Source organism: Chitinophaga pendula (genome assembly GCF_020386615.1).
Classification (GTDB): Bacteria; Bacteroidota; Bacteroidia; order Chitinophagales; family Chitinophagaceae; genus Chitinophaga; species Chitinophaga pendula.
On record NZ_CP077769.1, the window covers coordinates 3,809,964 to 3,822,907 of the forward strand.

At 48.7% G+C, this 12,944-nt stretch carries 10 protein-coding genes; 3 read left to right on the forward strand and 7 right to left on the reverse strand.

What is annotated here, in order from left to right; all coding sequences use genetic code 11:
- Positions 1–117 precede the first annotated feature (117 nt).
- Genes KTO58_RS13480 through KTO58_RS13495 form a run of 4 tightly spaced genes read right to left on the reverse strand, consistent with a single transcriptional unit; the run spans position 118 to position 6,208 of the window.
- On the reverse strand, positions 118–1,923 hold the full coding sequence (locus KTO58_RS13480; RefSeq protein ID WP_095838873.1) for an acyl-CoA dehydrogenase FadE: 1,806 nt from the start codon (positions 1,921–1,923) through the stop codon (positions 118–120).
- A gap of 21 nt (positions 1,924–1,944) precedes the next feature.
- Positions 1,945–3,123 carry an acetyl-CoA C-acyltransferase gene (locus KTO58_RS13485; protein ID WP_095838872.1) on the reverse strand — a complete coding sequence of 393 codons (1,179 nt, stop codon included), beginning with the start codon at positions 3,121–3,123 and terminating at the stop codon, positions 1,945–1,947.
- A 17-nt stretch (positions 3,124–3,140) separates the two neighbouring features.
- Positions 3,141–5,516: a 3-hydroxyacyl-CoA dehydrogenase/enoyl-CoA hydratase family protein gene (locus KTO58_RS13490; RefSeq protein ID WP_095838871.1), complete on the reverse strand. Its 2,376-nt coding sequence runs from the start codon at positions 5,514–5,516 to the stop codon at positions 3,141–3,143.
- Between the two features lie 59 nt (positions 5,517–5,575).
- Complete coding sequence (locus KTO58_RS13495) at positions 5,576–6,208, reverse strand: TetR/AcrR family transcriptional regulator (protein ID WP_095838870.1); 633 nt, start codon at positions 6,206–6,208, stop codon at positions 5,576–5,578.
- A gap of 216 nt (positions 6,209–6,424) precedes the next feature.
- Here KTO58_RS13495 and KTO58_RS13500 point away from each other — a divergent pair, with 216 nt between their 5' ends.
- Positions 6,425–7,330 (forward strand): UbiA family prenyltransferase, encoded by a 906-nt coding sequence (locus KTO58_RS13500; protein ID WP_095838869.1) that lies wholly within the window; start codon positions 6,425–6,427, stop codon positions 7,328–7,330.
- On the opposite strand, the gene KTO58_RS13505 is transcribed toward KTO58_RS13500, so the two are convergent.
- The 3 genes from KTO58_RS13505 to KTO58_RS13515 all read right to left on the reverse strand — a co-directional run bounded on the left by KTO58_RS13505 (position 7,323) and on the right by KTO58_RS13515 (position 10,642).
- Complete coding sequence (locus KTO58_RS13505; RefSeq protein WP_198314911.1) at positions 7,323–9,086, reverse strand: ATP-binding response regulator; 1,764 nt, start codon at positions 9,084–9,086, stop codon at positions 7,323–7,325. The genes KTO58_RS13500 and KTO58_RS13505 overlap by 8 nt on opposite strands.
- 149 nt (positions 9,087–9,235) lie before the next feature.
- Positions 9,236–9,640 carry a peptidase associated/transthyretin-like domain-containing protein gene (locus tag KTO58_RS13510; RefSeq protein ID WP_157752975.1) on the reverse strand — a complete coding sequence of 135 codons (405 nt, stop codon included), beginning with the start codon at positions 9,638–9,640 and terminating at the stop codon, positions 9,236–9,238.
- Positions 9,641–10,045: 405 nt separating this feature from the next.
- Positions 10,046–10,642, reverse strand: coding sequence for a TetR/AcrR family transcriptional regulator (locus tag KTO58_RS13515; protein ID WP_095838866.1), 597 nt, complete (start codon positions 10,640–10,642; stop codon positions 10,046–10,048).
- A 451-nt stretch (positions 10,643–11,093) separates the two neighbouring features.
- Here KTO58_RS13515 and KTO58_RS13520 point away from each other — a divergent pair, with 451 nt between their 5' ends.
- Entirely contained in the window at positions 11,094–11,684 is a 591-nt protein-coding gene (locus KTO58_RS13520) for an RNA polymerase sigma factor (RefSeq protein ID WP_157752974.1), read from the forward strand.
- Positions 11,685–11,747: 63 nt separating this feature from the next.
- Positions 11,748–12,932 (forward strand): FecR family protein, encoded by a 1,185-nt coding sequence (locus KTO58_RS13525; RefSeq protein ID WP_198314910.1) that lies wholly within the window; start codon positions 11,748–11,750, stop codon positions 12,930–12,932.
- Positions 12,933–12,944: the final 12 nt, after the last annotated feature.

Below are 12,944 nucleotides of genomic sequence, written 5' to 3' on the forward strand. Positions count from 1 at the left end.
AGCGGAACACAAGGTTGTTTTGGTGCAAAAAGCGGATGATCTTATACCGGTCCGGATGTACACTTATTTGGTGTGTACATCCGGATACGGCATTTATTTCAGGAGCTACGTTACGGATCAGAAGCAGTATTTGTTTTCTTCGATCAGTTTGGCAGCGATGTTTCTGCGAGCAGCGGTGGTATTGATATCTGCTGTTTTAGTGTATCGTTTGAGGCCCATGAGCATCATTCTTCTTTCGTCGCCTTCTCCGAAGGTGTTGATGGCATTTTTGCCGGAGATGAAGATACGTTCTGCGGCATCGTTGATGTATACTCGCATGATATCGAGCTGGTGGCTGCAGGCGGCTTCGCCTTTGATGCCTACTAATTTTTCGACGCGGAGCAGTACGGATTCTGAGGCATAGAGTTCGATGAGCATATCTGCGAGGCAGGTGAGTACTTCCTGTTCTTTGCTGAGTTCCATCATCAGTTTTTGTACGGCAGCGCCGGCAGTCATGAGGATGGCTTTTTTGAAGTTAGCGATATATTTTTTCTCTGCGGCGAACAGTTCTTCTTCGCCCGGTGCGCCGAAGTCTGGTATAGCCATGAGGTCCCCCATTACTTTTTGTGCGGGGCCCATTAGGTCGAGTTCCCCTTTCATGGCACGTTTGAGCATCATGTCGACGGTGAGCATGCGATTGATCTCATTGGTACCTTCGAAGATGCGGTTGATACGGGCATCGCGGTAGGCGCGGTCCATGGGAGCTTCTGCGCTATACCCCATACCACCATATATCTGTACGCCTTCGTCTACTACATAGTCGAGTACTTCTGAAGCATGTACTTTGATGATGGCAGCTTCGATGGCGAATTGTTCGGTGCCTTTGAGTTTAGCTTTAGCGGCGTCCATTCCGGATTCGATAAATGCGTGGGTAGCATCTTCGATATTTTGGCTGGCGCGATAAGTGGCAGCTTCTGTCACGTAGGTGCGGATGGCCTGTTCTGCCAGTTTATAGCGGATTGCGCCATATTTGCTGATAGGGCGGCCGAACTGTTCGCGTTCGTTAGCGTAGTTAACGGATTTGGTGATGATTTCTTTGGAGGCGCCGAAGGTAGCCCCCCCCAGTTTGATACGACCGAGGTTGAGGATGTTTACGGCGATTTTGAAACCATTCTGGCGATCGGACAGGAGGTTTTCTACCGGCACTTTGCAATCATTGAAGAACACTTGGCGGGTGGAGCTACCTTTGATTCCCATTTTATGTTCTTCGGTATTGAGGGAGAGGCCTTCGAAGCCTTTTTCGACGATGAAAGCGCTAAGGTTTTCGTCGTCATCTATTTTGGCGAATACGGTAAATACGTCTGCGAATCCGGCGTTTGTGATCCACATTTTCTGTCCATTGAGGAGGTAGTGTTTTCCATCTTCGGACAGTTTGGCTTTTGTTTTACCGGAGTTAGCGTCGGAGCCGGCGCCCGGTTCGGTGAGGCAGTAAGCGCCTTTCCATTCTCCGGAGGCCAGTTTAGGGATATATTTAGCTTTTTGTTCTTCGTTGCCGTAGTAGAGGATGGGTAGAGTGCCGATGCCGGTGTGTGCGGAGAAGGCAACGGCGAATGATCCGGCGGCGCCAATTTTTTCTGTTACGAGCATGGAGGTGGTAAAGTCTTTACCGAAGCCGCCATATTCTTCTGGGATGGAGATTCCGAGTAGGCCCAGTTCGCCTGCTTTTTCCATGAGGCTGGGTACGAGGCCCTCTTCCTGGTTATCGATACGATCTGTATTGGGGAATATATGTTGCTGGAGGAAGTTAGTACAAGTTTCAGCGATCATGATCTGTTCTTCATTCCATTCTTCGGGGATGAAGATGTCTTGTGCTGCGGTATCTCTGATGAGGAATTCTCCGCCTTTGATGCTTTGGGTTTTTGTATTTGTATTTGCCGTGGTCATATCAGTAATATTTTTTAACGCTTAAGATAATAGTTCGAAGATGCCTGCGGCCCCTTGTCCGTTTCCTACGCACATGGTGACCATACCATATTTTTTATTCCGTCTTTTGAGTTCGTTGAGTATCTGTACGGAAAGTTTGGCGCCGGAGCATCCCAGTGGGTGTCCGAGGGCGATGGCACCGCCATTAACGTTGATGATATCGGTGTTGAGTTTGAGTTCGCGTATTACGGCGAGTGACTGGGAAGCGAATGCTTCGTTGAGTTCTATGAGGTCGATATCTTCTTGTTTGAGGCCTGCGAGTTTTAGTGCTTTAGGGATGGCTACGATGGGGCCAATGCCCATGATGCGCGGTGGTACGCCTGCGGCGGCGTAGCTAACGAACCGGGCGATGGGTGTGAGGTTGTTGGCTTTGAGGAATTCTTCGCTAACGACCATTACGAATGCGGCTCCATCGCTGGTTTGGGAGGAGTTACCGGCGGTTACTACTCCTTTGGCGTCGAATACGGGTTTTAGTTTGGCCAGTGCTTCGAGGGAGGTATCGGCTCTGGGGCCTTCGTCGGTATCTACGATGAACTCTCTTTTTTTCCGTTTACCATTTCCGTCGATGTATGTTTCTGTGACGGTTACGGGTACGATATCATCTTTGAAGCGGCCTTCTTTGATGGCGGCGAGTGCTTTCTGATGGGAGTTAAAGGCGAATTGGTCCTGGTCTTCGCGGCTTACGTTATATTCCCTGGCGACAGCTTCGGCGGTGAGGCCCATTCCCCAGTAGTAATCGGGGTTGGTGAGTGCGATGTCGGCGTTGGGTACGATTCGCCAGCCCCCCATGGGGATCATGCTCATGTTTTCTACGCCACCGGCGATGATACAATTGCTGATGCCGGCATGTATTTTGGAGGCGGCGATGGCGATGGTTTCGAGGCCGGAAGCGCAGTATCTGTTGACGGTCATGCCTGGTACCTTGTCGGTATCGAGGGCGATGAGGGAGATCAGGCGGCCGATATTGAGGCCTTGTTCGGCTTCGGGAGTGGCGTTTCCTACGATCACATCGTCTATCTGGTCTTTATCTACCTGAGGGACGGATGCCATGAGATGTTTTATGACATCTGCTGATAATGTATCGGGGCGGGTGAATCGAAAGCCACCACGAGGGGCTTTACCGATGGCGCTACGATAGGCAGCTACTATATATGCATTCATGATCTTTTTCTTTTTTATTAGTTCCTTAATACTTTTCCTCCGGTCAGTATCGACTGCATGCGTTCCATGCTTTTTCTTTCCATGGTGAGGGAAAGGAAGGCTTCGCGTTCGAGGTCGAGCAGGTATTGTTCGCTGACCTGTGTTGGTTGGGAGAGGTCTCCGCCGGCGAGGACGAAAGCTAGTTTCTGGGAGATCTTCACGTCATGTTCGCTGATATAGTGGCCGCTGAACATGGTGTTAGCACCGATATATCCGAGGCCAAGCGCCTGTTTGCCCAGGACGCGGATGTCGGTACGTTGTACTGGTTTGGTATATCCGGCATCTGCCAGCAGGAGGCATTGTTCTTTTGCTTCTGCGAGGAGGCGGTTGCGAGAAATTACTACCAGGTCTTTTCCTTTGCGGAGGTATCCGTATTCGAGTGCTTCGTAGGCGGAGGTGGATACTTTGGCTTGGCCGATGGTGAGGAAACGTTCGCGGAACTTATTCAATTCGATATCGCCTTCGTTGAGTTCGTCAGAGAGGCGCAAGGCGAATTCTTTGGAGCCGCCGCCGCCGGGGATGAGGCCTACGCCGAATTCTACCAGTCCCATATACAGTTCTGCATGAGCGACTACTTTGTCGGCATGCATACACAGTTCGCAGCCACCGCCGAGGGCCATGCCGTGAGGGGCGGCTACTACGGGGATGGCGGAGTAGCGGATGCGCATCATGGTGTTCTGGAATGCGCGGATGACCATGTTAAGTTCATCGTATTCCTGTTCGATTGCCATCATGAGGATCATGCCTACGTTGGCGCCTGCGGAGAAGTTAGCTGCTTCGTTTGATATTACGAGGCCGCGGTAGTTTTTCTCGGCGAGGTCGATGGCTTTGTTGATGCCTTCGATGACTTCGCCGCCGATGGCGTTCATTTTAGTATGGAATTCGAGGTTAAGGATACCATCTCCGAGGTCGGTGATGGTGGTGCCGCTGTTTTTCCATACGGTATGTGTCGGGCGGATATTATCGAGGAGGATGAAGGATTCGGTTCCTGGGATGATCTTGTAGGTTTTCTCCTTTATGTCGTAGTAGCGTCGGTGGCCATCTTCTACTTTATAGAAGGAGGTGGCGCCGCTTTCGAGCATGTCGTATACCCATTGGGCAGGTTTGTTGCCTGCTTCTTCCATGGCTTTTACGGTTTTTTCTACGCCGAGGGCGTCCCAGGATTCGAAGGGCCCCAGTTCCCAACCGAAGCCGGCGGTGATGGCGGCATCGATTTTATACAGTTCATCTGCGATTTCGGGGATACGGTTGCTGGCGTATGCGAATAGCGGGAAGAAGGTAGCGCGATAGAATTCGCCGGCGCGATCGTTTGCTGCGATGAGCATGCGAAGGCGTTCGGGGAGGTTACTGATCGGTTTGGTCGCTTCGAGGGCGGCAAATTTTACTTTCTGGGAAGGTTTGTATTCCAGTGTTTTTAGGTCGAGGGCATGGAATTCATTTTTGCCATCGACTTTTACTTTTTTGTAGAAGCCCTGTTCTGTTTTGCTACCCAGCCATTTGTTTTCTACCATTTTATTAACGAAGCTGGGTATCTGGAAGAGGTCGCGAGCTTCGTCAGCGGGTGCGTTTTCGGCTACGCCATTGGCTACGTGTACCATTGTATCGAGGCCTACGACATCGTTGGTGCGGAAGGTAGCAGATTTGGGGTGGCCGATCACGGGACCGGTCAGTTTATCTACTTCTTCTACGGTATAATTATTTTTATCCACGAAGTGGAGGAGTTGCATGATGCTGAACACGCCGATACGGTTGCCGATGAAGGCGGGGGTATCTTTGGCGAGTACGGTTGTTTTGCCCAGGTATTTTTCTCCGTAGTGCATGAGGAAGTCGATCACTTCGGGATCGGTTTCTTTGGTACTGATGATCTCCAGGAGCCGGAGGTACCGAGGAGGGTTGAAGAAGTGGGTACCGCAGAAATGTTTGCGGAAGTCTTCGCTTCTGCCCTCGCTCATGAGGTGGATGGGGATACCGGAGGTGTTGGAGGTGATGAGGGTACCTGGTTTGCGGAATTGTTCTACTTTTTCGAATACCTGCTGTTTGATATCCAGGCGTTCCACTACTACTTCAATTACCCAGTCGCAGGAAGCGATGGCGGGCAGATCATCTTCGAAGTTGCCGGTGGTGATCAGCCTGGCGAAGGATTTGAGGTAGATGGGGGAAGGGTTGGATTTCAATGCGAAGGCCAGCGCATCATTTACGATCTTGTTCCTGGCTTTTTTATCTCCTGCAGGAGCATCTTTCGGTACGATATCGAGCAGTAGTACTTCCACGCCAATGTTGGCAAAGTGGCAAGCGATGCGACTGCCCATTACACCCGAACCGAGTACGGCTACCTTTTTGATGGTTCTTTTCATAACTTGATCAGGTCAATGTTTTTAATTATATGCTTAATATGATACGTTGATTGCTATGTTTAGTCATTTGTTTTGACCGCTGATTTCCGGCGGATCTTTTTTCCTGCCGGTGTGGGCGGGGGTGCTGCGGGGTTGAGTGCGATGTTTTCCCAGCAGGTATTGACCAGTTGTTGCCTATTGGTGTGTTTGGTCAGGTCAGTTTTGCGTGCGAGGTGGAATTTCATCATCATTTCGAGGGGACCGTATACCATTGCTACGAGTAATGCTTCGGGGAGGTCTTTTACCTCTTTCAGTCTGATTGCGTCGCGGACCATTTGGTAGATGGGTTCCAGGATGATAAAATTTTCCTGTTGTGTTTCTTTAAATATTAAGGGTGAGTAAGTATACTGTTCGATGAAGCTAAAGCCATCAGGGTCGTCGAGATAGAATCCGACGGCGTTGTTCATCATCTCGAAGAAATTTTCGCGGAAGGCTCGTTCCGGGTTATATCCTTTGAGTACATGTGCGTTGAAGTCGGATACGACCATTTGGTATAAAGCGTTAATGAGTTCTTCTTTTCCTTTGAAATGAACATATATGGTGCCAGCAGCTACGTCGGCTTCCTGGGCGATATTTTTCATATTAAGATGATAGAAGCCACCGCGGTTCACCAGTTTCAGTACACTTTTTAAAATCGCTTCCTTTTTGTTCATGCTTCTAAATTAAGGAAAATGAATGAACGTTCATACCAATTTATGTTTTTTTTAAGATTTGGGGGGGATGAGGGGGGACTGCTACTTATTTTCATACCGGCTTGTCCAATTTAGCTTTTACAACCGAATCGACCGGACGCGCGTATTTTTGAGCAGGACGACCACCTTCATTGCCTGGCGCTTAGTTGTTTGTTTTACCTATCAACCCCTAAAGTCATGTCACAGTCTATCCGCACTCCATGGCTGTACTATTTGCAGAGAGAGGTACAGTTAACCTGGTTATTTATTTACCGGGATCTTTCCACGACGTTATTACCCGGGCTTGTACTGGTATTGTTGTCGTGGCAGGACAGCGGCCGGTCGTTGGCCTTGTTGCCTTTGTATTTATGTGGTACGCTGCTCCATATGGGGTTGTCGTTGTATACTTTTTGTTTGTCGAACCAGGTTCATTCTGTGGAGGAGGACCGGTTAAACAAGCCAGACCGGCCTTTGCCATCGGGGTTGATCTGTGTGCGGGGGATGTACCGGCGGCAGGTGGTGGGTAACCTGCTGTATTTGTTGGTGGGTGTAGTATTGGGGGTATTGTGGTTTACGATAGCGTGGCAGGTGATCACGTATTGTCTAAATAATATGGGTTGGAGCCAGCACTGGGCGACGAAGAACCTGTTGGGGATGAGTCTGGGGGCATTTGTGCTGGACTGTGCGCAGTGGCAGATCGTGCAGCGGTTGTCGTCTCCTGTATGGCTTTATATTGCTACGTTTTGTATCTGGCAGGGGATTTCTTTCCAGGTGCAGGATCTGCGGGACCAGGAAGGGGACCGGCTGTTGCATCGCAGGACGTTGCCGATAGTGGTGGGCGATCCGGCGGCGCGGTTGATGCTGGGTATTCATTTTTGTTTGTTCTCTCCTCTCCTATTCCTGCTGGTAATGTATACCAATGCTTCTTTGCATGAGTTATCGGGCAGCGTGACGGGGATGTGCATCCTGGTGGCGGAGTTGTTGTTAAACTGGCTGGTTGCCTTCCGGATATGGTGGTACCGGCATCCGGCGGCGGATCACAAGACATACCAGGTATTTACGTGGCTGGCATGTTTCAACCTTTTGATCATTGCTTTTATCTGACGTTGCGGGCGGTTGGTGAGATATCCTGGCTGGCGTAGCGGTGCAATAGTTGTTGTAGTTCGGCGAAGTTGACTGGTTTTTCGATAAAGGCATCGGCGCCGGCGTTCATAAAGGCATCCTGTGCGTTAGTGAAGGTATTGGCGCTGGCGATGATGACTGGTATGTGCTGGTATTGTGAGGAGGCTCTGATATGGGTCAGTGCTTCGAGGCCGTCCATTTCCGGCATTTGTGCGTCCATGAGGATGATGTCGGGAGTACGGATGGTCATTTGGCGGATGGCTTCGGCGCCGTTGGCGGCGATGGTGACGAGGCAGCCTATTTTGCGGAGGAAGCGGGCGACCAGTTTGGCGTACAGTTCGTTATCTTCTGCCAGCAGGATGTGCAGGCCGTTGAGGACGGCGGTGTTTGATGCCGGTGTTTCTTCCCTGACTACGTCTTGCAGGCGTCCTTCTTCGAGGGGGAGTATGACGGTGAAGGTGGTGAGGTGGTCGCGACTTTCGACGGAGACCTGGCCGCTGAGGGTTTCTACCTTACTTTTCACGATGGAGAGGCCGAGGCCGGTGCCTTCTACGTATTTACCCTTGTCGGTGACATAGGGTTCGAAGATGGCCTGTTGTTTTTCCGGGGGGATATCGGGGCCCTGGTTGGATACCTGGATGAGCCAATGATCGAAGCTACCCAGTATGCTGACGGTGACGGTGCTTTCTTTTTCTCCATATTTGATGGCATTGACCAGCAGGTTGGTGAGGATCTGGGAGAGTTTGAGGGGATCGGTTTTGATGATCTCGGGCATGTGTTCTATGGATAGTTGCAGGTTGATGTTCCTGGTGTGGGCGATGACTTTATTGACGGCTATTACTTTTTCCATGAATTCCTGCAAGATGATATTTTCTTCATCGGGGGTTTCCATGTGTCCGGATTCTATGAGGGCGAAGTCGAGTACGTTGTTGATGATGATGCGTGCATTGTTGCAGGCGACCAGTTGCTGGTTGATGAGGGATTCGGCTTCATTGAGATGGGGGTTTTGTTTACACTCTTTTTTGAGCAGTTGTGCGATGGCGTATATGCTGGAGAGTGGGGTTCGTATTTCGTGGGTGACCTGGGAGACGAAGATCCGTTTGAATTCGTTGGCTCTTTTGAGGACGAGGTTATTGCGGATATTTTCTTCATAGGGTTTGCTGACGCATACGATGGCTACGACGAGGACGACGACGATGATGAGTGTTTCTATGATGCCGGCGATGGTGTGTGTAAGTGGGATGGGGGTGAACCATTCTGCTGCGTATGCGATGCGGAGGAGGCAGAGGGTGGCGAGGGCGAAGAGGAAGCCTATCCACCTGATCCACCGGTTGGAGAAGATGAGGTAGTTGATAAATATAAGGAATGTGAGCATGAACAGGAGTTGGACCTGTTTGCCGAACAGTATGCCGAAGTAGATGATAACGATGGTTTGCAGGAAGTATAGTACGAGGCTGGCGAGTGTGTGCCGGCGGTGGTGGTTGAGTACCAGTACGAGTGCGTTGACGATGAATTCGACGGAGAGGGCGATGAATACGGAAGCTTTTTGTGTGAGGAGTATTACGACGGGAGCGAGGATAAGGAGCAGGGCGCCGAATGTGAAGCTGAGGGTGTTTGTCATCATGACATTGGCGGCGAGGGCTTCATCTTTTATTTCGCTGGTACCGATATTTTTAATGGTTTCGAAGGTCCGGACGATGTAGTTCTTTTCCCGGATATTCCTATCAGCTGTTTTCATTTCTGGGGTGATATGGTTTTTTTGGGTTGATCGATGTAAAGATACAGGCGTTAACTGTTGTTCCGGTTGCATTTGCCGGCACCGGCTGTTAACGGGGAGATCGTCTCAGCGATTAACACTGCGATAATCAATTTGGTTTACGAGGGGGATTATGATCTTCTTTTGAGGAGGATGGTATCGAGTTTTACGAGGGCCCAGCTAGCGTGGAGGGTATCTTGTTTATAGTCTATGGTGTCGTTGATGAATCCGTTGGAGGAGATGATGAGGATGTTTTCATTGGGGTGGATGACGGCTTTTTTGCGGGGCCAGGTGAGGTGGCCTTCTGTGATGAGGGGTACGGAGAATCGGCCGCTGTCGTCTGCGGTGGCCACTGGGTCGTTATAGCGATTTCGGACGTTGGCGGCGGGGATGGGTTTGCGGGTATCTGCATCGAGGACGACACCATCGATACGGGGGCGTATGATGTAGGAGTTGCAAGCAGGTATCAGTATAAGCGGTAGCGACAATAACAGCAAAGCAACCTTTGGTAAGATACTATTACTATTGGTTAACATTGAGATAGGTTTATAGCATCAACAGTTTGTTTTGGGGGCCTATGCGGGGGCCGTTTGAAAGGGACAGTTACGATTGCCAGCCGACTGCTGCTCCGGCTGCTAAGTTATTGTGTGTGTATTGATTAACCATAAGTATTTCTACGTTATTTTAACCGATGATAGCAGGGATTTTTTTGCGGAAGGATGCAGTTATTGCTGAGGGATATGGGGTGTGATGGGAAAAAAAAGCCGGAATAGAAATACTCCGGCTGTTTACCTAAACCTACAACTGTTACACTGTTAGTATAACATAACTTCAATATTGTCAGACGATTGTTTTGTTTTCTTTAAAAATTAGAACAATTTCGTTTTTTAGTCTAAAATGAGGTATAAAAAAAGAGCGTTTTATTGCCAACGGCGTGGTGATCACTTTTTTTTGATCCCGTTTAGATACAGATCGATGAGGTAGTCCATTTTTTCTGACATCTCGTCTACTTTATCATTGACAATAAGCGCTATTTCTACGCCATGCTGGGCACTTGCCAGGAGGAATACGAGGGTATCCATATCGGAGGGTGGAATGTTTTTGAACTCTCCGGTGACGATGCCGTATTGGAGGATGCTTTTGAGCAATTCTGCTTCCAGGTGGGCATATCGTTGGCGGATGTTTTTTTCCAGTTCGTTACAGACGGCCATTTCTCTGAGTACGACCTTATAGAGGTTGGTCATTTTTTTCAGTTCCCGCATGCGGGTTTTGGCGAATGCTTCGAGTTTTTCCGAGGCGGAGCCGGCGTTTGCTACTTCTTCCTGGATATTGCGGAAGACGATATCTTTTTCGTGTCTGATGACGGCGTCGAAGATATCTTCTTTATTGCGGTAGTAGTAGTATAGCGTACTTTTCCCTTTACCAACGGCATTGGCGATATCTTCCATGGTCGTTTTGCTGAGGCCGTAGTGGCGGAACAGTTTACCTGCTTCTGCTACGATCTCCGACTTTATGATTTCGTCTTTGGTAATTGTCATTGCGGTGGAGTACGTTCACGTCGCCACAAAAATAGACATTCCCGGCAGAATAATTTCTTTTTTTCGAACGAAATGTTTTAAAAGTCCAATTTTGCTGTAAGGTTCAAGTGGCATTGATTGATCCTGTGGCAAAAGTAGTGTATGTATCGAGGATTTGTGTTGCCGGGTGGTCCGCATCGTTTTATATCCACGTAAGTTCCAACAAATGTTTACCTATGTTCTGACAAAGGTACGGGGTCTGTTGTTGATGTATCTTATAAATTTCACGGAATAAATTGTATTAATTCCGGGAAGTTGGTGTTTTTTTGCGGCCAACTTCGCGCAGAGATATAAACAAGGTATTTCATCACCCGTCAGACGGAATATTCATTGATTTAAAATTAATACTAATTTATTACTTTTACTTTCGGGGTACTTATTTCTTACTTTCATCGGGGCACTATCAATTCGGGTGAGCGCAAATGCAAAATATATCAACCAACAACTGTTTGCCGACATTTCAGCGGGAGATGAGGCAGCATTTACTATCTTTTTCAAGAAGTATTATCCTGAAATGTTCTGGAATGCTTATAAGTTTCTGAAGTCTGAATTTTGGGCAGAGGAAATCGTTCAGGGTGTTTTTCTCAGCATCTGGACTCAGCGTGCGAATTTGAAAGGTGTAATTTCACCGACTGACTATCTTTACCGTCTTGTCGCTAACAGATGTCTTGACAGGATACGCAGACACGAAAGGGAATCAAAAGCGCAATATCTATTGCAGCAGGAATTGCTATCAGAGAGCGATGCCACCACTGAAGTCAATCAGAAAGAACGCTTACACCAATTACTGGAAGAAGCGGTGAATCATCTTCCGCAACAAAGGCGGCGTATTTACCAGCTCCGGTACAAGGACGGGCTGAGTTACCACCAGATTGCTGAAATGCTTGATTTAACGAAGAATACTGTCAGGAATCACCTTACACTTGCTGTTAGCGATATCCGTTCCTATATACTGTCACAAGATGATATATATATACTGATCTGCCTGATCATCTTTTTTTAAAAAAAATCAAAATTCCATTGGTACATTTTGATAAGGCCGGCGTCTTTACTTTACACGCTTATGATGTCTGATCGTATAAAATACCTATGGCGGCAATATATAGCTGAAACTGCTACACTAGCAGAGGTAGCGGAGTTGTTCCGTTACATTGAGGATACTTCGAATGATCAGGAGAACGGGACAATTTTTAGAGATGAGCTGAAATCCTTTCCTATTCCACCTCATTTACAAAGGCAGGCGCCGGAGGATGTATTGAGAGCAATTCTATCTGCCGACGTTCCGGAGGCGCCGGTTTTAGGGCCGGTCAAAATCCGGCAACGGAGGCGTTGGTTACGATATGCTGCAGCATTTTTATTGTTTCTTGCAGGCGGTGGCATGGCATGGTGGCTAAATAGGGCTGATACGCCCCGGGCTACTACGGATATCCGAAGATTTTCCAGGGAGGTAATGCCCGGACACAATGGGGCTATTCTTACCTTATCAGACGGCCGGGAAGTGATGCTTGACAGCCTTGGTGACGGGACTGTAGCGATGCAGGGTAATACGGCTATACGGCTTAGTCACGGTCAACTAGCCTATGATCTGCAGGCAGCTGACGAAAATGTCGCGTTGTTATATAATACGACCAAGACACCTAACGGCCGACAGTACCAGCTGATCCTTCCGGACGGCACAAAAGTATGGCTCAATGCGGCCAGCAGCCTCAGATATCCTGTCATGTTTACTAATAAGGAACGGTTAGTAGAAGTAAGTGGAGAGGCTTATTTCGAAGTTGCTCAGAATGGGCAGGCACCTTTCCGCATAAAGATAAATGAGATGATGGAGATACAAGTGCTGGGTACACATTTTAACATCAATGCATATGCTAACGAAGCGGATATCCAGACTACTTTGCTGGAGGGCTCTGTAAGAATAGTGAACAATGGCCAGGCATATCTGCTGGCGCCTGGCCAGCAGGCCCAAGTCCGTGGCGCCTCGCTGCGTATAAAAAAAGATATAGACCTTTCACAGGTAATGGCATGGAAGGCTGGAGCCTTTTCATTTGTCAATGCAGATGTTCCTGCGGTTATGCGTCAGCTGGCGAGATGGTATGATATAGAAGTAAGATACGAAGGAGATATTCCCGTCCGAGAGTTTACCGGTGAAATAGGCCGAAACCTGAGCCTTGATCAGGTGTTACAGCTATTAACTAAGAACAGGATCAATTACAGGATCGAACATGAGAAACTGATCACTATAGTTCCATAACATCAACACAAC

Excerpts from the sequence above, each read along its gene's own strand:
- KTO58_RS13485 (WP_095838872.1), bottom strand. The coding sequence starts at position 3,123 with ATGAATGCATATATAGTAGCTGCCTATCGTAGCGCCATCGGTAAAGCC.
- KTO58_RS13495 (WP_095838870.1), bottom strand. The coding sequence starts at position 6,208 with ATGAACAAAAAGGAAGCGATTTTAAAAAGTGTACTGAAACTGGTGAAC.
- KTO58_RS13515 (WP_095838866.1), bottom strand. The coding sequence starts at position 10,642 with ATGACAATTACCAAAGACGAAATCATAAAGTCGGAGATCGTAGCAGAA.
- KTO58_RS13480 (WP_095838873.1), bottom strand. The coding sequence starts at position 1,923 with ATGACCACGGCAAATACAAATACAAAAACCCAAAGCATCAAAGGCGGA.
- KTO58_RS13525 (WP_198314910.1), top strand. The coding sequence starts at position 11,748 with ATGTCTGATCGTATAAAATACCTATGGCGGCAATATATAGCTGAAACT.
- KTO58_RS13500 (WP_095838869.1), top strand. The coding sequence starts at position 6,425 with ATGTCACAGTCTATCCGCACTCCATGGCTGTACTATTTGCAGAGAGAG.
- KTO58_RS13490 (WP_095838871.1), bottom strand. The coding sequence starts at position 5,516 with ATGAAAAGAACCATCAAAAAGGTAGCCGTACTCGGTTCGGGTGTAATG.
- KTO58_RS13505 (WP_198314911.1), bottom strand. The coding sequence starts at position 9,086 with ATGAAAACAGCTGATAGGAATATCCGGGAAAAGAACTACATCGTCCGG.
- KTO58_RS13510 (WP_157752975.1), bottom strand. The coding sequence starts at position 9,640 with ATGTTAACCAATAGTAATAGTATCTTACCAAAGGTTGCTTTGCTGTTA.